Annotated in this window: 19 protein-coding genes and 1 riboswitch; of the genes, 4 read left to right on the top strand and 15 right to left on the bottom strand. The window is 42.1% G+C overall.

What is annotated here, in order from left to right; translation table 11 throughout:
• Positions 1–4: 4 nt before the first annotated feature.
• From recJ to V6Z54_RS13880, 5 genes are all read right to left on the bottom strand, one after another.
• Positions 5–2,329, bottom strand: coding sequence for a single-stranded-DNA-specific exonuclease RecJ (recJ, locus tag V6Z54_RS13900; RefSeq protein ID WP_338527429.1), 2,325 nt, complete (start codon positions 2,327–2,329; stop codon positions 5–7).
• An 81-nt stretch (positions 2,330–2,410) separates the two neighbouring features.
• Positions 2,411–2,761, bottom strand: a complete 351-nt coding sequence (locus V6Z54_RS13895) for a lipopolysaccharide assembly protein LapA domain-containing protein (protein WP_041086415.1) — start codon at positions 2,759–2,761, stop codon at positions 2,411–2,413.
• A gap of 101 nt (positions 2,762–2,862) precedes the next feature.
• Positions 2,863–3,351: a cation:proton antiporter regulatory subunit gene (locus tag V6Z54_RS13890; RefSeq protein ID WP_073979791.1), complete on the bottom strand. Its 489-nt coding sequence runs from the start codon at positions 3,349–3,351 to the stop codon at positions 2,863–2,865.
• Positions 3,352–3,537: 186 nt separating this feature from the next.
• Positions 3,538–5,766 (bottom strand): protein translocase subunit SecDF, encoded by a 2,229-nt coding sequence (gene secDF / locus V6Z54_RS13885; protein WP_041086419.1) that lies wholly within the window; start codon positions 5,764–5,766, stop codon positions 3,538–3,540.
• Positions 5,767–5,807: 41 nt separating this feature from the next.
• Positions 5,808–6,104 (bottom strand): post-transcriptional regulator, encoded by a 297-nt coding sequence (locus tag V6Z54_RS13880; protein ID WP_003216788.1) that lies wholly within the window; start codon positions 6,102–6,104, stop codon positions 5,808–5,810.
• Between the two features lie 116 nt (positions 6,105–6,220).
• Between V6Z54_RS13880 and spoVB the strand changes: the two genes are divergently transcribed.
• Positions 6,221–7,771, top strand: coding sequence for a stage V sporulation protein B (gene spoVB / locus V6Z54_RS13875; RefSeq protein WP_047203350.1), 1,551 nt, complete (start codon positions 6,221–6,223; stop codon positions 7,769–7,771).
• A 1-nt stretch (position 7,772) separates the two neighbouring features.
• Here spoVB and V6Z54_RS13870 read toward each other — a convergent pair whose 3' ends face one another.
• Positions 7,773–8,435 carry a DUF421 domain-containing protein gene (locus V6Z54_RS13870; protein WP_041086423.1) on the bottom strand — a complete coding sequence of 221 codons (663 nt, stop codon included), beginning with the start codon at positions 8,433–8,435 and terminating at the stop codon, positions 7,773–7,775.
• A 151-nt stretch (positions 8,436–8,586) separates the two neighbouring features.
• Here V6Z54_RS13870 and V6Z54_RS13865 point away from each other — a divergent pair, with 151 nt between their 5' ends.
• Positions 8,587–8,964, top strand: coding sequence for a TIGR04086 family membrane protein (locus V6Z54_RS13865; protein WP_039180321.1), 378 nt, complete (start codon positions 8,587–8,589; stop codon positions 8,962–8,964).
• Positions 8,965–9,013: 49 nt separating this feature from the next.
• Here V6Z54_RS13865 and yajC read toward each other — a convergent pair whose 3' ends face one another.
• From yajC to V6Z54_RS13830, 7 genes are all read right to left on the bottom strand, one after another.
• Complete coding sequence (gene yajC / locus V6Z54_RS13860) at positions 9,014–9,280, bottom strand: preprotein translocase subunit YajC (RefSeq protein ID WP_008360993.1); 267 nt, start codon at positions 9,278–9,280, stop codon at positions 9,014–9,016.
• Between the two features lie 47 nt (positions 9,281–9,327).
• Positions 9,328–10,473 (bottom strand): tRNA guanosine(34) transglycosylase Tgt, encoded by a 1,146-nt coding sequence (gene tgt / locus V6Z54_RS13855; RefSeq protein WP_034321314.1) that lies wholly within the window; start codon positions 10,471–10,473, stop codon positions 9,328–9,330.
• 31 nt (positions 10,474–10,504) lie between these two features.
• Positions 10,505–11,533, bottom strand: coding sequence for a tRNA preQ1(34) S-adenosylmethionine ribosyltransferase-isomerase QueA (gene queA / locus V6Z54_RS13850; RefSeq protein ID WP_064497874.1), 1,029 nt, complete (start codon positions 11,531–11,533; stop codon positions 10,505–10,507).
• Between the two features lie 34 nt (positions 11,534–11,567).
• Positions 11,568–11,768, bottom strand: a complete 201-nt coding sequence (locus V6Z54_RS13845) for a DUF2905 domain-containing protein (RefSeq protein WP_012010741.1) — start codon at positions 11,766–11,768, stop codon at positions 11,568–11,570.
• Complete coding sequence (gene ruvB / locus V6Z54_RS13840) at positions 11,761–12,765, bottom strand: Holliday junction branch migration DNA helicase RuvB (RefSeq protein ID WP_024423143.1); 1,005 nt, start codon at positions 12,763–12,765, stop codon at positions 11,761–11,763. The genes V6Z54_RS13845 and ruvB overlap by 8 nt, the downstream gene beginning before the upstream one ends.
• A gap of 11 nt (positions 12,766–12,776) precedes the next feature.
• The gene (gene ruvA, locus V6Z54_RS13835) at positions 12,777–13,382 is read right to left on the bottom strand and encodes a Holliday junction branch migration protein RuvA (RefSeq protein ID WP_024423144.1); all 606 of its coding nucleotides are present in this window, start codon (positions 13,380–13,382) and stop codon (positions 12,777–12,779) included.
• A gap of 148 nt (positions 13,383–13,530) precedes the next feature.
• Positions 13,531–14,031: an intercompartmental signaling factor BofC gene (locus V6Z54_RS13830; protein WP_073979823.1), complete on the bottom strand. Its 501-nt coding sequence runs from the start codon at positions 14,029–14,031 to the stop codon at positions 13,531–13,533.
• A 238-nt stretch (positions 14,032–14,269) separates the two neighbouring features.
• Between V6Z54_RS13830 and V6Z54_RS13825 the strand changes: the two genes are divergently transcribed.
• Positions 14,270–14,914: a serine/threonine protein kinase gene (locus tag V6Z54_RS13825; RefSeq protein ID WP_039180336.1), complete on the top strand. Its 645-nt coding sequence runs from the start codon at positions 14,270–14,272 to the stop codon at positions 14,912–14,914.
• 34 nt (positions 14,915–14,948) lie between these two features.
• Here the strand turns inward: V6Z54_RS13825 and V6Z54_RS13820 are convergent, their stop codons facing one another.
• Positions 14,949–15,131, bottom strand: a complete 183-nt coding sequence (locus tag V6Z54_RS13820; protein ID WP_008342761.1) for a hypothetical protein — start codon at positions 15,129–15,131, stop codon at positions 14,949–14,951.
• 191 nt (positions 15,132–15,322) lie between these two features.
• On the opposite strand from V6Z54_RS13820, the gene V6Z54_RS13815 reads away from it, so the two are divergent.
• A complete protein-coding gene (locus tag V6Z54_RS13815; RefSeq protein WP_167364625.1) occupies positions 15,323–15,469 on the top strand; it encodes a hypothetical protein in 147 nt (48 codons plus the stop codon).
• 35 nt (positions 15,470–15,504) lie between these two features.
• Here the strand turns inward: V6Z54_RS13815 and thiC are convergent, their stop codons facing one another.
• A complete protein-coding gene (gene thiC / locus V6Z54_RS13810) occupies positions 15,505–17,265 on the bottom strand; it encodes a phosphomethylpyrimidine synthase ThiC (RefSeq protein ID WP_041086435.1) in 1,761 nt (586 codons plus the stop codon).
• Positions 17,266–17,391: 126 nt separating this feature from the next.
• A riboswitch (TPP riboswitch) is annotated at positions 17,392–17,500 on the bottom strand.
• Positions 17,501–17,655: the final 155 nt, after the last annotated feature.

Below are 17,655 nucleotides of genomic sequence, written 5' to 3'. Positions count from 1 at the left end.
TACGTCAAAGCACAGGTGAGACTTCGCTCATCATGCTATTCAGCCATTCCTTCAGCTCTTTAGCTGAGGAATATGTTAGTGTTTGATCGAGTTCCATCAATCGTTGTTTTGCTGTATAGGACGCTGATGCCGTTAAATCTTTTTTAGGGGCATCAAGTACTATTGACAGCACACCATTCTCTATTTTAACAAAACCGAGTTCAAAAAACACCTTTGTCATAAAAATGATTGTATCTTTTGTCCAGCCTCTATGTTTGGCAAGCTCCATTCCTTGTTCTTTAATAGGAAAACTTCCCCGTTTAAACAAGAACCCATAAAACCATTTGAATTGGTCACGGCTTGGGAAAGAAGACATAAAATGATCTTCTTTTCTTTGAAAAACCGTATAAATTCTGGCAGGCTTTTGATTTTCTAAAAGCTGCTTCAGCAATTGCTCATCTGCGGGAACATCCACAAAGACCACATACTTTCCGTGTACATCAAACGTTGATACATTTTCTGCATGAACATGTTGAATGGGGATAGCGACATCCTGTTTTGTTGCTTCATCAAAACAGACAACCAAAGATTTTTCTGAATCAAGTGTCGAAACTTTCTTGTCCCAATCCTTTTTCCCGCGCAGATCAAACAACTGCCATTCATCAACACGTGCATCTTTTAGCATCAGCTGGGGCTTCTTCCGGTTATTCCATTCATTGACGGACATTTCTCCAATCACGGAAATGCGGCTTCCTGGAACAATTTCATCTTTTAATTTCCCTTGGTGAAAACCGACACAGTCAAGCAGCTTGTCTTCGTCCTTCAGAGACATTTTAATATGGTTGTGATTTGCCCCAATTGTTCGGATATCTTCAAGCTTCGCATCTTCAATCATAATGAACGGTTTTGGGTTTGACATACCAAATGGTGACAGCATCCCCGCTTCTTCAATCGCTTGAACCGTCAATTCGTCTACCTTGCACACAGCATCGACCCGCTGAATTGGAATAAAATCTTCTTCCGTCAATGTTTCATTTGCATATTGATTTAATCTTTCCCTTAGTAAAGCGACATCATCCGCTCGAAGTGTCATCCCTGCTGCCATCGGATGCCCGCCGAAATGCGGCAGGATATCACGGCATTTGCTTAAATGGAAAAATAGATCGAAGCCAGGAATACTCCGGGCTGATCCTTTTGCCATTTGCGTCTCTTCATCTATTCCAAGCACAATCGCCGGACGAGAAAAAGTATCCGTCAATTTAGAGGCAACAATTCCGACAACGCCCGGATTCCAGCCAGCTTTCGCTACAACGATTGCAGACTGGTCATCGCCTGCCTCTTCCACCATTTGAATGGCTTCCTCTGTAATCGTACTGACAATCTTTTGTCGTTCTTTATTCAGTTCCTGTACAAAACGAGCCAGCTCTTCTGCTTCATCCTTATCCTCAGTCATAAGAAGGTGAACAGCTGGATCTGCCTGTTCAATTCGTCCTACAGCATTCAGCCTTGGCGCAATTTGAAAGCCGACCGTTTCCTCGTTCGCTTCTTCTAAAGTGGCTCCCGCTTCTTTCAATAACGCTTTCAGCCCCGGTCTATTCGACTGACGAAGCTGCATAAGCCCTTTTTTGGCGAGCCATCTATTCTCATCATGAAGCGGTACAAGATCCGCGATTGTCCCGATTGCTGCAAGATCTAACAGCTGAACTGGCAGCTCCCCAAGAAGTGCATGCGCCACTTTAAACGCTACACCTACACCAGCAAGTTCTTTAAAGGGATACTCGCATCCCGGCTGCTTAGGATGGACAATGGCAAGTGCCTCAGGCAACTCCTCACTTGGTTCATGGTGATCTGTAATGATCAGGTCTAGCCCTATTTCTTTTGCAATACGTGCTTCATTTACAGCAGCAATGCCTGTATCAACCGTGATGACAAGCGATGCTCCTTGCTCCTTGATATATCGAAAAGCCTGTTCATTAGGCCCATAGCCTTCTTTAAACCGATCTGGAATATAAAAGTCTACTATTGCAGACCGCTCTTTTAATGTATGTAAAAGCACAGACGTACTTGTCACACCATCTGCATCATAGTCTCCGAAGATCACAATCGATTCCTGCTCTTCGATCGCTTTGTTGATGCGCTCTACTGCTGCTTTCATTCCTTTTAATAGGAATGGATCATGAAATTCGGCTTTTTGATCAAATAAAAAAGACCTCGCCTCTTCTACTTCTTCAAGTCCTCTTTTTACGAGAAGCGATGCAGTCAGCGCTGAAATATTCAGATTTTCAGAGAGTGATTTCACTTTTTCTTCGCTTGGATGTTCATATTCCCAGCGCATTTTGGATAATAACATAAATTCACCCCTCAACCACACTATTATACTAGAGTGGCCTGAGGGGTTTCAATTTTTATTTTATGAAATTGTGCTGGAAGATTATTTTTCCTTCCGGTCAAATGATGCTGGCTGTTCTTTTAAAGGCGTAACATGCGATTTTTTTTGAATATCTTTGTCTGCCTTTTTCGTGGAAGCAGCAGGTGCAGCGGCTGCACGCTCAGCTTTTAATGCCTTTAGTTCACGTTTCAGTTTCACAATTTGGAAGATCCCTGCAAATGCCACAATCAGTCCGCCCATTAAAACAGAACCGATAATGACAAGGATCAGCGGCCATTCAGCCGTTCCAAATAAGTAGTCTACCTCGACAGGTCGTACATTAATCACGGCAAATACTGAGACAATTAATACGAAAATAAATGCGAGTATGATGGTCCATTGTTGTTTGTTCATCTACAAATCCCCCAAGCTTTTTCTTTTATTCTTCCCTTTTCACTGCCTTTTTTAAACACTGAAAGAAAACAGCGGAAGAAAACCTATCAGCAGGGGCATCATCAGCTGCTAAGTTTTTCTTTAATCAGGTTCTTTAATTCTTTTCTTTCTCCAGAAATGACAAGGGTATCCCCTTCTTCGATGATGGTATCTGGTCCTGGATTTAAAATCTTCTCATGTGATTTTCTCACAATGGCGATGACTGTTACTTGATAGTTTTGGCGAACATTGAGGTCACCGATGCTTCTCTGAACAGCTGGTGCATTCTTTTCAATTTTAAACCATTCAATCACTAGTTCATCAATGGCTACCTCTACGGTTTCAAGTGCTTTCGGCTTATAGACCATGCCGCCTAAAATAGCCGCAATTTGTCTTGCTTCTTCATCGTTTAGCAGAATGCGAGAAATCGTTTCCTCGTGGTCGTCCTCCTGAAAATGATACATTTCTCTTCTGCCGTCATCATGTGTAATGATGGCAAGCTTCTCATTATTTCTTGTGATCATTTCGGCTTTATGACCGATACCTGGCAGTTCAGTTTCCCGAACCTTCATCACAGCCCCTCCAATGAATAAAGCAAAATGCCCTAAACAGACACCCGCTTTCTATACTGATCTAAACGTATGTCATTATAGCAAAAGACCATTTTAAGATCAATGAAACCCGAAATGTTTTTTCAAAGCGTCTTATTTTCGGGAAAATCAGATAGAAAAAGACTGCCTTCTCGGCAGTCTTTCTATTTAAATATCTTGATCTGTATCTATCTTAGCTGTTTTTTTCAGCTCACGGCCTTTCCACATCAGCCAAATTTGTGCCGCGATATAAAGGGATGAGTACACCCCTGTTAATAAGCCGACAAGTAAGGCGGTGGAGAAGTTTGTAATCGACGCTGATCCGAAGATAAGCAGTGCGATCACAACAATTACGACAGTGAGTACCGTATTGATAGATCTTGTAAAGGTTTGCTGTAAACTCAAGTTAACGATGTAAGATAGATCTTCTACCGTTTTTGGTTTACGTTTCTTCATTTGCTCACGAACCCTATCGAACGTTACGATCGTGTCATTGATCGAATACCCGATCACCGTGAGGATCGCCGCAATGAAGGTCACATCTACCTCTAATCGTGTGATACTAAAGAATGCCACAATGAAGAATGCATCATATAAAAGGGAAGCAATCGCTGCAATGGCCATTTTATATTCAAACCGAATGGAAACATAAATAATGATCCCAATCGATGCAATGATGATGGCATATAAAGCATTACGTGCAAGTTCTTTTCCAACCGTAGGAGACACCGTACTGACATTCGGTTCTGCTCCATACTTATCTTTAAAGTAATCTTTCACTTCTGCAATTTTTTCTTTATTTGGCACACCAACAAATCGTGCCGCTGCTTGATTTTCTTTTTGACCAGATAACACAACACTATCTGTATCAAGATCTAATTTTTGAAAGTCTTGCTCGATTTGAGCAGTTGACAGCTTATGGTCACTTTGAATGTCTACTCTTGTACCACTTGCAAAGTCAATACCCGCATTGAGTTTGAAAATCGAAAGGACGATAATCCCCGCAATGGTAATGGCTACTGAGAAAATCATGAAACCTTTTCGCTTGCTGACAAAATCCCATTTATCAAACGGTGTTTTTGGTTCAGTATTTTCTGTTGTTTCATGAATATCGATGATGTCTTTTTGACGGACACCAAACCAGCCTTTCTTTCGATCGAGCGCGCGGCTTTCCACAAGCAGACCAAGAAGGAATCTTGATAGGAATACAGCCGTAATAAAGCTTGTTAAAATGGAAAGGATCAGCATAGTCGCAAACCCTTTTACAGAACTTGTCCCGAAGAAGAAAAGGACGCCCCCTGCAATAATACTAGTTAAGTTTGCATCAAAGATGGTCGCAAATGATCGGCGGTTCCCTGACCTGAAAGCAGAACGGACAGATTTACCGAGCTTAAGCTCCTCTTTGATTCGTTCATATGTGATGATGTTGGCATCAACCGCCATCCCTACTCCAAGAATCAGCGCTGCAATTCCAGGAAGTGTCAGAACAGCACCCATCCAGTCAAACACCTGTAAGGTAATATAGATATACGTTGATAACGTAATGACAGCAATAAGACCAGGTATTCGGTAATAAAAAAGCATGAATAAGAAAATGAGGGCAATTCCCACAATCCCTGCAAAGACAGTTTCATTTAATGCCTGTTCACCGAATTGCGCACTCACTGAAGTGGAGTACTTTTCAGTTAATTTCACTGGCAATGCCCCAGCATTTAAAATACTTGCAAGGTCTTTTGCCTCTTGGACAGTAAATTTCCCTTCAATTTGTACGTCACTGCTGTTAATCTCTTGATTCACATTAGGCGCAGAAACATACTTGTGGTTTGATTTTGAAACTTCTTTTTTGAAGGAATCACCTTTGTGGTAATCAAGCCAAATGACAAGCTGATTATTTGGTGCCATCGCTGCTACTTTTCTTGTGACGTCACCAAATTTTTTCGCATCCTTTAGTTTAACCGTCACAATTGGCTCATTCGTTTGACTGAATGTTTGTTTTGCACTGTTTTCGACTAGGTCAGCCCCGTTAAGGAGTTCTTTATCATTCGTATCTCTGAAGGATAGCTGTGCTTCAGTGGAAAGAATCTCCCTAGCTCTGTTTTGATCTTTTACCCCTGCAAGCTGCACGCGGATACGGTTGTTGCCTTCAATCGAGATGTTCGGCTCACTTACACCAAGCACATTTGCTCTTCGGTTAAGAGCCTCCACTGTACTAACGAGAACACTATTTGTGATCTTGTCCTCTTTTTTCACTGGATGTACATCATACAGGACTTCAAATCCACCCTGTAAATCCAGCCCTAGCGTCATATCTTTCGCAACAGGCTTTGTCAGTAAGCCCACGCCAGTTCCGATTAACAGAACCACTAAGAAAAACGCAAGAATGCGCCCTTTTTTCATTATGTATTTCCTCCTTAAACACCTGAATCCATTAAGATGGCTTATTTCAACAGTTCATCAAGCATATTCTTGCCATCTTCACTGTCCAAAAAAGCAGACGTTTTAAACGACTGAACGGTTGCATAGTTCATAAATTCGCCTATTTTCACAGATAAGATATCTGCAACCATTTCATGAATCGGATACTCTTGTTTTTTCTTCCACTTCTTATTCTCTAAGTATGACCATAATTCCTCTAAATCTACATCTTTATAGCCCAAAACGATGAATTCTTCAAGCTTACTGAACAGAAAAGGCTTTAAATGGTCTTTGTAAATAGCAGCTGGGTGTTGTGTCATTGCGTAGCTCCCCCTTTTCAGTTTTTTATCGAGAGACTTGTCATGCTTGGACGATATACACGCATATCTTATTGTATATGATTCTATGTCGTTTGAGAAGGCAGGTGATCTGTGATTTGACGAAGCAAACGTTTTTAAAGGGGACCATTATTTTAATTTTAGCAGGTTTTATCACGAGAATATTGGGTTTTGTCAATCGAATTGTCATTGCAAGGTTCATTGGCGAAGAAGGGGTCGGGCTTTATATGATGGCTGCACCTACCTTTTTTCTAGCCGTGACGCTCACGCAATTCGGACTGCCTGTCGCCATTAGTAAGCTTGTCGCAGAAGCAGAAGCCCGGGGTGACAAACAGAAAACAAAACGTATTCTGGTCATGTCCCTTGCGATAACAGGAACACTCAGCCTGATTTTCACGCCGCTCTTCTTATGGTTTGCGCCCATCATGGCAGAAAATATGCTGACAGACCCTAGAACGGTCTATCCACTGCTTGCCATTACACCCGTCGTACCAGTCATCGCCATTTCCAGTGTGTTAAGAGGCTATTTCCAAGGCAGACAACAAATGAGTCCGCTAGCGATGTCTCAAGTTCTGGAACAGGTCGCAAGAATTTCATTAGTCGCGGTATGTACAACGGCTTTCCTTCCTTACGGGATTGAATTTGCGGCAGCAGGTGCGATGGTGTCATCTGTGATTGGAGAGATGATTTCACTTGCTTACTTACTGATCGCCTTCCGCTATAAAAAGACCATTCGGATTCGAAAACGATTTTTTAAGGCGATTCATGACGGGAAGGACACATTTAAGCAGCTGATGAGCATTGCTCTGCCAACAACAGGCAGCCGTTTTATCGGGAATATTTCGTGGTTTTTAGAGCCGATTGTTGTCGCGCAAAGTCTTGCTATTGCTGGATATGCGGCTGTTGAGGCGACAAGGCAGTACGGGGAGTTGACCGGTCTTGCCCTGACCCTTTTGACACTGCCTAGTTTTATTACGTATTCACTCTCGACTGCATTAGTTCCAGCGATCAGTGAAGGAATGGAGCAGAATAAGCGTAAAACGGTCGAATACCGGCTGAAGCAGGCGATGCGCCTTTGTTTACTCAGCGGAGGCATATCATGTATTATTCTTTTCGTTTACGCAGAAGATTTAACGCTCTTTATGTATGGTTCGTCGCATGCGGCCATATATGTGAAATTCATGGCGCCATTTTTCCTTCTATATTACTTCCAGGGGCCCCTTCAAGCCGTGCTTCAAGCACTCAATTTAGCTGGTGCGGCGATGACCAACAGCCTGATAGGTGCAATTGTGAAAACAGGGATGATTTTTGTCCTTGCTTCACAGCCAGGCTTTGGCATTATGGGCGCAGCACTTGCGATCTTAATCGGCATCATCCTTGTCACACTGCTCCATGCGGCAACTGTTGGAAAGGTGCTGCCTATTCATTTACCATTAAAGGAATATGGTCTATGTGTCCTTGTGATTATCGGTACAGGGGCTGTCAGCCTTTGGCTGAAGTCTCAAGTAAACGGACTCTTTTCTGCTCCAATTGAACTTGTAACACTCATCTTTGTTACGTGCATGCTGTATGTCATTCTATTAATCTGCCTAGGACTAGTGAAACGAGAAGAGCTGCGCCGCATCCCGTTCATTGGGAAGCTGTTTTAGCTCATCTCTCTTTGATCACTTCATCTTTCAAATCTATATAAAATGTTTTTTGATTAAAGCTGCAGTAAGAGATTTGATCGATATCATGATAACCTCTTTTAACAAGCTCATCTTTCAGCCACTGTTCATTTTGATTGATTTGCTTAAGGTGATCATGCTGCACTACACCGTCCGCAATAAGTGGAAGCTCAAGCGCTGCATGTTTGCGCTTGTTTTCTTTTTCGACAACGGCGAGCTTTCCAGACGGCTCTAAAATGGCGTAAGAGACATCCTGAATGCTGTCGATGTTATTTTCTCTTAATTGAATGAGCAGGTCATCAAAATTGTATCGCTGTTTTCTCATTGCACCCTCGTCTATTTTCCCATTGATGATGAGCAAAGCCGGTTTACCGTCAAGAAAACGCCGGACACCTTGGAATTTCAATGAGAGGTAGGCAAGTGTGATTTGAATGAAGGTTAACAGCAGGATTGGCCATACCGTATGTAACATGTGATCCTCTACTTCTTCTATGGCGAGAACCGCAATTTCTGCAATCATCATAAAAATGACTAGATCTAAAATACTCAATTCGCCAATTTCCCTTTTGCCCATTAAGCGAAAGATAAACCAAATAAGAAAATATAAAATGATGGTTCTCATGGAAATGATCAAGATTTCCTGCATGTGATGTAAACCCTCCTTCTCCAACATAGCTTGTGTCAAAACACTTTATTTATGTAGAAAAGAAACGTCTGAAACATGTCTATTTTTTCTCCACTGTGAATACATTTTAGTAAAAGACAAGCTTCGGTCAATTGGAGAGGAGACAAATCACATGCAAGAAACGAAACATATTGGAAAAGGCATTTTATCGGGATTAATTGCCATTTTTGTCGTGATGGTTGTCACAAGTTTACTTGTGTCACTCATGCTTACATTCACAAGTATGCAGGAATCATCATTTAAATGGATGATTATGATTTTGTCCTTTGTTGCCCTGTTATTAGGAGGCATCATTTCTGGAGGGAAAGCAAAGGAGCGCGGCTGGCTAATTGGTGCGATCACATCTATCATTTTTTCTCTCACTGTATTTTTATTTCAATATTTGGGGTTTGGAAAAACGTTTTCACCAGAGCAGTTCATCTATCATGGGGCATTTTTAGGCATTTGTATGCTGGGGGGAATGATTGGCGTCAATCTTCGAGGCAAATAAAAAAAGAGCGGATCATATCGCTCTTTTTTTATGGCTATGTATTGGAGGATTAGCCTTTGTCAGCTAATTCTCTAATAGCACGGCGATCGAAAGTTAAACGGTTGTTTTCGCTTGTTTTGATGACCACTTTTGATTCATCAATTGAGTCGATTTCACCGTGTAAACCACCGATTGTGACGATTTTATCGCCTTTTGATAAAGATTGCTGCATCTGACGCACAGCTTTCTGTTGCTTTTGCTGTGGACGGATTAACAAGAAGTAAAGCACAGCAAACATGACAACAATCATAATGATTGAACCCATACCACCATCCATTCTATTTCACCCCTTTCTAAAGCATTGTAAAGCCTTTCGTTTATGCGTTAAAAGTTTTTCGCATTCGGTTTGTTAAAGCCATAACGCTCAAAAAACTCTTCTTTAAAATCACCTAAACGATCCTCACGGATAGCTTCTCTCACTTGCTCCATTAATTTTAACAGAAAATGAAGATTATGATAAGTTGTTAATCGAATTCCGAACGTTTCATTTGTTCGGATGAGATGTCTAATATAGGCGCGTGTATAGTTTTTACATGTATAGCAGTCACAGTTCTCATCGATTGGTCTAAAGTCACGCTCATATTTTGCATTTTTCACAACAAGACGGCCTTCACTTGTCATTAAGGTGCCGTTTCTTGCAATTCGCGTCGGCAGTACGCAGTCAAACATATCTACACCGCGAATGGCGCCGTCAATTAAGGAATCTGGTGAGCCGACACCCATTAAGTACCTTGGTTTGTCTGCCGGTAAAAATGGTGTAGTGAACTCAAGTACACGATTCATCACATCTTTTGGTTCCCCTACAGATAAGCCTCCGATGGCGTAGCCTGGGAAATCAAGTGAAACAAGGTCTTTTGCACTTTGTTTTCGAAGCTCTTCGTATTCTCCCCCTTGGACAATCCCAAACAGCCCTTGATCCTCTGGACGCTGGTGCGCTGTTAGACAGCGCTCTGCCCATCTGCTTGTCCGCTCCACAGAACGTTTCATGTAATCGTACTCTGCAGGATACGGCGGGCATTCATCAAATGCCATCATAATATCAGAGCCGAGTGCATTTTGGATCTCCATGGCTTTTTCAGGAGATAGGAACAGCTTGTCTCCGTTTAAATGATTACGGAAGTGAACGCCTTCTTCTTCAATTTTTCTAAATTCACTCAATGAGAAAACTTGGAATCCGCCTGAATCTGTTAGAATGGCTCGATCCCAGTTCATAAATTTGTGCAGACCGCCTGCTTCTTTTACAATATCGTGACCTGGACGAAGCCATAGGTGGTACGTATTACTTAAGATGATGCCTGCATCCATTGCCTTTAATTCTTCAGGCGCCATTGTTTTGACCGTAGCCAGTGTACCTACTGGCATAAATACAGGTGTTTCAAAGGAGCCGTGCGGTGTATGAACGCGGCCAAGACGAGCACCTGTTTGTTTGCATGATTTAATGAACTCATAACGTATCGGTAATTGCGACAAAAATGAGCCCTCCTGTCTTTGTTGTATGATGTTATTGAATCAGCATGGCATCGCCAAAGCTGAAGAATCGGTATTCCTCTTTCACAGCCTCATTGTACGCTTTTAGTACGTGCTCTCGTCCAGCTAATGCGCTGACAAGCATAATTAACGAGGATTTTGGCAGATGGAAATTTGTGATCATGCCATCAATTGCCTTGAATGTGTAGCCAGGGTAAATAAAGATCGACGTCCAGCCGCTTGAGGCTTTGAACTCACCATCGTGTGCACTTGCAATGGTTTCAAGCGTTCTTGTTGACGTTGTGCCGACTGAAATAATCCGTCCGCCTTCTTTGCGAACGCGATTAAGCTCATCAGCTGTCTCTTCATTCATTTCATAAAACTCTGCGTGCATTTCGTGTTCTTCAATACGTTCTGCACTTACCGGACGAAACGTGCCAAGTCCCACGTGCAGCGTAATGAAGGCAATGTGTACACCTTTCGCTTTCAGCGCATCCAGCAGCTCGGTTGTAAAATGGAGACCGGCAGTTGGGGCAGCAGCGGAGCCAACCTCTTTTGAATAAACGGTTTGATAGCGTTCACGGTCGTCAAGCTGCTCTTTAATATATGGAGGTAGCGGCATTTCACCAAGGGATTCAAGCACTTCATAAAAAATGCCTGTATATTGAAACTCGACTTTTCTTCCGCCATGTTCCATTTCCTCTGTACATACCGCTTTGAGCCGTCCATCACCAAAAGTGATAACCGTCCCTTTTTTCACCCGTTTCGCTGGTTTTACAAGTGTTTCCCAGTTGTCTCCTTCTTCTTGTTTCAAGAGAAGCAGCTCAACTTTGGCACCTGTATCCTCTTTCATCCCAAACAATCGTGCAGGCAAAACGCGAGTATTGTTTAGAACGAGACAATCACCTTTTTGAAAATAATCGATGATTTGTGAGAATGTGTCATGTGTAATCGCACCCGTTTGTTTGTTTAAGACCATCAGTCTTGATGCATCTCTTTTTTCAAGCGGCACTTGGGCAATCAATCTTTCTGGTAAATCAAAATCAAATAGTTCTAGCTTCATTTCCTTCACCTATTCTGTAGTTAACTAGTTAACGTTATTTCATCCGTCCAAAGATATTCAGTAATATGGTTAGTACGATGCTAATGACAATGCATGTAATGACAGGAAAAAAGAACGTTACATTTCCTTTTTTCACAAAAATATCACCTGGAAGCTTACCAACCAATTGAAACACTAATCCTGCGGCAAAAAGGACACCACCTAAAATCATTAATATTTTAGGGAATTCAGTCACGAATCGGAACCTCCATTTGAAAATGTTCATACGCTTCTCTTGTGACGACCCGCCCTCTTGGTGTTCTTTGCAGGAAACCAATTTGCAGCAAGTACGGTTCGTACACATCTTCAATCGTATGTGATTCTTCTCCAATTGTCGCTGAGATCGTATCAAGCCCAACAGGACCGCCTCTAAATTTTTCGATCATACTTAAAAGCAGCTTATGGTCTATATGATCAAGGCCAAGCCTGTCGACTTGAAGACGCTCAAGGGCATCTTCCGCAATGTCCTGCGTAATAGCATGATTCCCAAGCACCTGCGCAAAATCTCTTACTCTTCTGAGCAAACGATTGGCAACCCTCGGTGTTCCCCGGGAACGTCTCGCAATCTCCTCGGCAGAGCGAATATCGATCCCAATCTCAAACAGCTCGGCTGTTCTTGCCACAATGTGAGCCAAATCTCTTTGCTCATAGTATTCCAATCTTGCATGTACCCCAAACCTATCACGAAGCGGCGCTGTTAACAGCCCGACACGGGTCGTTGCACCTACAAGCGTAAATGGCGGTAAATCAAGCCGTACAGAGCGTGCTGTATCTCCTTTTCCAATGACAATATCTAAACAAAAATCCTCCATTGCTGGGTACAGCACTTCCTCAATTGAGCGCTGCAAGCGGTGAATTTCATCAATAAACAATACATCGCCTGGCTCAAGAGATGTTAAGATGGCCGCCAAATCACCAGGACGCTCAATGGCTGGTCCTGACGTTGTACGCAGCTGAACATTCATTTCATTGGCAATGATCGACGCAAGTGTTGTTTTCCCAAGTCCAGGAGGTCCATATAAAAGGACGTGATCAAGCGTTTCCTGCCTCATGCGGGCAGCTTCAATAAATACGCTGAGATTATCCTTTACTTTTTGCTGACCGATATATTGGCTAAGTGTCTGTGGCCGCAGACTTTGCTCAATGGCTGATTCATGGTTGTCTGCTTCAGTTGAGACGAGCCGTTCATCCATGAGACATCACCCTATTTCAACATTTTTTGTAAAGCTTTTTTCACATATTGATCGGTTGTGAGATTCTTTTCTTCTTTTAATAATGGAAGAACCTTTTTAATTTCACGATCACCGTATCCAAGGACACTCAAGGCTTCAAGCGCTTCATCTAATGCAGTTTGCTGCGTTTCAACCTGAATGTGGTCCTCGTGATTAAATAAGTTGCCAATCATTTCTGGTACCACATCTGCAAGTTTTCCTTTTAGATCCAAAATGATTTGACGTGCTGTTTTTTTGCCCACACCAGGGAATTTAATCAGGAACGCTTCATCTTCACGTTCTATCGCTGAAATGACAGCGCCTGGATCACCGGAAGCAAGAATGGCGAGTGCGCCCTTTGGCCCTATTCCTGTGACATTTAACAGTTTTGTGAACAGCGCTTTTTCTTCTCGTGTTTGAAAACCGTATAACGAAAATGCGTCTTCCTTTATGTAATGATACGTATAAATCGTTTCTTGTTTGTTTACTCGATAGATAAACGGGTTTGGGGTATAGACTTGATATCCCACTCCGCCGTTTTCAATGACAACATATTGCGGGCACACATAATCAATGGTCCCTTTTACAAACTCTATCACCGTTTTCACCTCTTTGACTGTTCTTCATTGTAACATAAATCGAAGAGAAAACCGCAATAAAAGTTAACATACGTTCGCTCAGTATATTTTTATCATGAAACCACGAAAAACAGCTTGCGGTCTTCACACCAGCAAGCTGTTACACGCTTTAAAACGATATTTCATTTCGGTAAGGCTTCATGACTTCAAGCACATGCTCAAATTCATCCTTTGTTCGAAAAGGAATGCCTTGCTCAAGCTGCTTTTCCACATGACTTTCTAAACGGGACGTATCAATTTGAAAAAAGAGATGAATAGGCTCCGCCCAGCCGTCAGGCCTTCCATGAAACGTAGAAATCACACCGTCCTCTGATAATCCGATATATCCATTTGCTTTACTTAATGGAGAGATATCATCAATTTGCTTTCTAAAAAGGGCAAAATCCTCTTTTTGTTCTACCAGCGTCCAGCCTTTATACTGCGCCCAGAATGTGTCTTTGTCTTCTAATGATGCCCGGTGTCTTTCAATACTCACATCGCCGTCTAGATAGACTTTTTCAAGCTGGACGGTGATAGAGTTTGACTGCTTTTGCAAGTGTTCTTTCCCTTCCATATCCGCAGCGAAAAAAAGCACACTTGTCATGATAAGTCCTGTAACGAAACATTTCATCTTCACTTTCACTATTTACACCTCTTTAGAACATGAGATCGATGCATGACATATGTAGTTTGACCCATTTTTCTAAACATTAACCAAATCGATGATTCAAATGTATGGTAAGAGTCTTTCGTTGTATCCTTCATTCGTAAATGTTATGTTTTATACAATCCATTGCTTTATCGAGTGACACGTTTTTTCATCATTCGTTTTTCAGCCGCATAAACTGAAACCAAAGAAGGTGAAGTCAATGTCAGATGTCAAAAGATTAGCCGAATCGATTCAGTATCATGAAGAGAAACGTTTTCATAAGCTTGCCTATAAACCAGTAGAGCTTGAACTGTGCGGCAAAGGAAGAAGTGCCTATGTCTTTTTATACAAAAAAGACGGCAAGAAAATGGCACTAAAAGTCTTTTTCCCTTCTTATCAGCATATTGCCCGCAAAGAGGCTGCCATTTACGAAAAACTTTCTGGTTCGTCTTACTACCCTGAGATTTATGAGTCTGGGGATCAGTATATTTTAATGGAATATATTAAAGGCTACACATTCTATGAATGCCTTACAAAAGGAATTCCTATTAAAAAACAAATGATCAATCAAGTCGATGATGCGCTGGAGGAAGCGCGCGAGAAAGGATTGAATCCTTCTGATATCCATCTGCGCAATCTGATCTTAACAAAAGAAGGACGGATCAGAGTCATTGACGTTGCCAGATTCACGCAAACGAAAGCATGTCATCAATGGGATGATTTAAAAGCCGCTTATGCTTATTACCAAAAACCTTTTTTCCCTAAAAAAGCACCGCGTCTGTGGCTTGAAGTGATTGCTTATTTGTATAAAAAGAACTGGCTGTCCCGCGGGCAGCTTAATAATCGAAATGATTTTTCTGCATAACGAAAGCCGCTCTCTTTTGAGCGGCTTTTTGCTGTTATTCTGTTTCTACATGGATACTATTGACGTTTAATAGGTTAATGATTTCATTATTCAGCTTAAACCAATGATTGGCTTCTTCAATTTTTTTATACACATCATAGGTAGCTGGACGTTTGAGCTCGAAATCAAGCACTTCCCCATTGTTCATATGAAATGTTACCTTAAATACTTTCATCATAAGATCACCTTCCACTCTTCTTGTTCGCTGGTCAAATAGATCAGCTCTTTTCATTCATTCTCTATTCAACTCGTTTCCCCTCCTTCTTTCCATTCAAACCCAAGAAGTTTAAATTTTGTTTAAATTCACACAACATATCTATCTCTCATATCTGCAAAGAAGTATATTAGTGAAAAAGGAGGCTGCCCTTGATGAAGCAGAAAAAGAAACGAACATCTCCAGAAAGAAAAACAGTCTTTTTTCATTTAACAGATGCTCTCATTCCGAGTGTGGACATGATGGCATATGCAGCAAAGGCATTTTTTCACCTTTTGAGAAAAGCCTTTTCAGCGGTTTGATAAAACCCCGCACAGCATCGTGCGAGGTTCTTTTTTTATGGCTGATAAATTTGACTTCCTTGGCTGACAAACTCCTTCGCCTTCTTTTCCATCTCTCTTTTCACTTCTTCAGATTGATTGCGGATATCATGAGAAATTTTCATACTGCAAAACTTCGGTCCGCACATCGAGCAAAAGTGAGCGGTTTTAGCGCCTTCGGCAGGCAATGTTTCATCATGGAACGCCAAGGCTCTTTCTGGATCAAGTGACAGGTTGAATTGGTCCCGCCATCTAAATTCAAACCTCGCTTTCGATAAAGCATCATCGCGCTTTTGAGCCGCAGGATGTCCTTTTGCTAGATCAGCGGCATGTGCCGCAATTTTATAGGCGATCACACCTTCTCTCACATCTTCTTTGTTCGGCAGACCTAAATGCTCTTTCGGCGTTACATAGCACAGCATTGCTGTTCCGTACCAGCCGATCATGGCCGCACCGATCGCGGATGTAATGTGATCATACCCCGGCGCGATATCTGTTGTAAGAGGCCCTAACGTATAAAATGGTGCTTCCTTGCAAATGTCCATTTGCTTGTCCACATTCTCTTTGATTTTATCCATTGGGACATGTCCGGGCCCTTCAATCATCACCTGCACATCGTGTTTCCAAGCAATCTCTGTTAACTCACCTAACGTTTCCAGCTCTGCAAACTGCGCCTCATCATTGGCATCAGCAATCGATCCTGGTCTAAGTCCATCTCCAAGTGAAAAGGCGATATCATATTTTTTCATAATTTCACAAATGTCTTCGAAGTGAGTGTAGAGGAAATTCTCTTGATGATGAGCAAGACACCATCTTGCCATAATTGCACCGCCTCTTGAAACAATTCCAGTCACCCGATCGACCGTGAGCGGAATATATCTTAACAGTACGCCAGCATGAATCGTGAAATAGTCTACACCTTGCTCCGCTTGTTCAATTAATGTGTCCCTGTACACATCCCACGTCAAATCTTCTGCGACTCCATTCACTTTTTCAAGGGCCTGATAGATAGGAACGGTTCCCACAGGGACTGGGCAATTCCGAATGATCCATTCTCTCGTTGTATGAATATCCTTTCCAGTAGACAGATCCATCATTGTATCTGCTCCCCATCTGATCGCCCATGTCATTTTTTCAACCTCTTCATCAATGGATGACGTGACAGCCGAATTGCCAATATTCGCATTAATTTTGACATGAAAATTCCTTCCGATAATCATTGGTTCACTTTCTGGATGGTTAATATTCGAAGGAATGACGGCTCTTCCGCTCGCCACTTCCTCTCTAACGAACTCAGGGCTTAGCTCTTCTCTTATTGCGATAAACTCCATTTCAGGCGTAATGATGCCTTTTTTGGCATAATGCATTTGCGTCACACATGCACCTTGTTTCGCTCGGAGCGGCTTATGATGAAAATCAGTTTGGACAGAATGGATGGACTCCTTCTCCCTTGAACGGTATCCATTATCCTCCGGTCTTACATGACGCCCTTCATAGCTTTCTGTATCTCCTCTTTCTTCAATCCATGCTGCCCTAAGACGCTTTAACCCCTTTGTGACGTCAATATGAACGTTCTCATCAGTGTACGGTCCACTCGTATCGTATACACGGACTGGTTCATTTTTTATGTCGCCTGCCTCTGTCACAGTATGTGAGAGCGTGATCTCTCTTTTTGGTACTAAGATATCGGGTCTTGATCCTTTCTCATATACCTTATGGCTGCCGTCAAAGCTGGATAACAATGATTGGTTGGATGGGACACTTTTCTTTTCTTTCATTTGCTGTTCTCTCCTTTTCTTCTTGTCACCGGACAGGATGGAATCAGCACCAGCAAAAAACCAGGCTCTATTTAAAGAACCTGGTTTCGTCGTCAGAAATAAACATGCATATCATTGATATGATACATGCATCATCTTTAACTTCCCCACGCTGGTACGAGCCAGATCAGGTCCAAAGGGTTAAGAAGCTTATGCTTCTCTCTCAGCCCATTTACGGGCACCCCTAGTCACTTTTATTGATTTCCACATCAGTGTAGCATAGAGACATCATGAAGAAAAGAAGATTCAGGAAAATAGTTCCTTTTCCCTGCAAGCGTTATGGATCATGTTGATATACAGTCTTCTATACATCATCTGTCTCTCTCATTTCAATCAAATCTGAAATAATCA

Origin of the sequence: Bacillus sp. MAG717A, assembly GCF_036884855.1 — a bacterium.
GTDB classification, from domain to species: Bacteria; Bacillota; Bacilli; order Bacillales; family Bacillaceae; genus Bacillus; species Bacillus safensis.
This window is presented reverse-complemented; position numbering and strand designations above follow the sequence as displayed.

Bases quoted from the DNA above. Each gene is read 5' to 3' on its own strand.
- secDF (WP_041086419.1), bottom strand. From the start codon at position 5,766: ATGAAAAAAGGGCGCATTCTTGCGTTTTTCTTAGTGGTTCTGTTAATC.
- V6Z54_RS13820 (WP_008342761.1), bottom strand. From the start codon at position 15,131: ATGATGAAAGTATTTAAGGTAACATTTCATATGAACAATGGGGAAGTG.
- V6Z54_RS13870 (WP_041086423.1), bottom strand. From the start codon at position 8,435: ATGCAGGAAATCTTGATCATTTCCATGAGAACCATCATTTTATATTTT.
- thiC (WP_041086435.1), bottom strand. From the start codon at position 17,265: ATGAAAGAAAAGAAAAGTGTCCCATCCAACCAATCATTGTTATCCAGC.
- V6Z54_RS13880 (WP_003216788.1), bottom strand. From the start codon at position 6,104: ATGACACAACACCCAGCTGCTATTTACAAAGACCATTTAAAGCCTTTT.
- recJ (WP_338527429.1), bottom strand. From the start codon at position 2,329: ATGTTATTATCCAAAATGCGCTGGGAATATGAACATCCAAGCGAAGAA.
- V6Z54_RS13895 (WP_041086415.1), bottom strand. From the start codon at position 2,761: ATGAACAAACAACAATGGACCATCATACTCGCATTTATTTTCGTATTA.
- ruvB (WP_024423143.1), bottom strand. From the start codon at position 12,765: ATGGATGAACGGCTCGTCTCAACTGAAGCAGACAACCATGAATCAGCC.
- V6Z54_RS13865 (WP_039180321.1), top strand. From the start codon at position 8,587: ATGCAAGAAACGAAACATATTGGAAAAGGCATTTTATCGGGATTAATT.
- V6Z54_RS13830 (WP_073979823.1), bottom strand. From the start codon at position 14,031: ATGAAATGTTTCGTTACAGGACTTATCATGACAAGTGTGCTTTTTTTC.
- V6Z54_RS13825 (WP_039180336.1), top strand. From the start codon at position 14,270: ATGTCAGATGTCAAAAGATTAGCCGAATCGATTCAGTATCATGAAGAG.
- queA (WP_064497874.1), bottom strand. From the start codon at position 11,533: ATGAAGCTAGAACTATTTGATTTTGATTTACCAGAAAGATTGATTGCC.
- V6Z54_RS13890 (WP_073979791.1), bottom strand. From the start codon at position 3,351: ATGAAGGTTCGGGAAACTGAACTGCCAGGTATCGGTCATAAAGCCGAA.
- V6Z54_RS13815 (WP_167364625.1), top strand. From the start codon at position 15,323: ATGAAGCAGAAAAAGAAACGAACATCTCCAGAAAGAAAAACAGTCTTT.
- yajC (WP_008360993.1), bottom strand. From the start codon at position 9,280: ATGGATGGTGGTATGGGTTCAATCATTATGATTGTTGTCATGTTTGCT.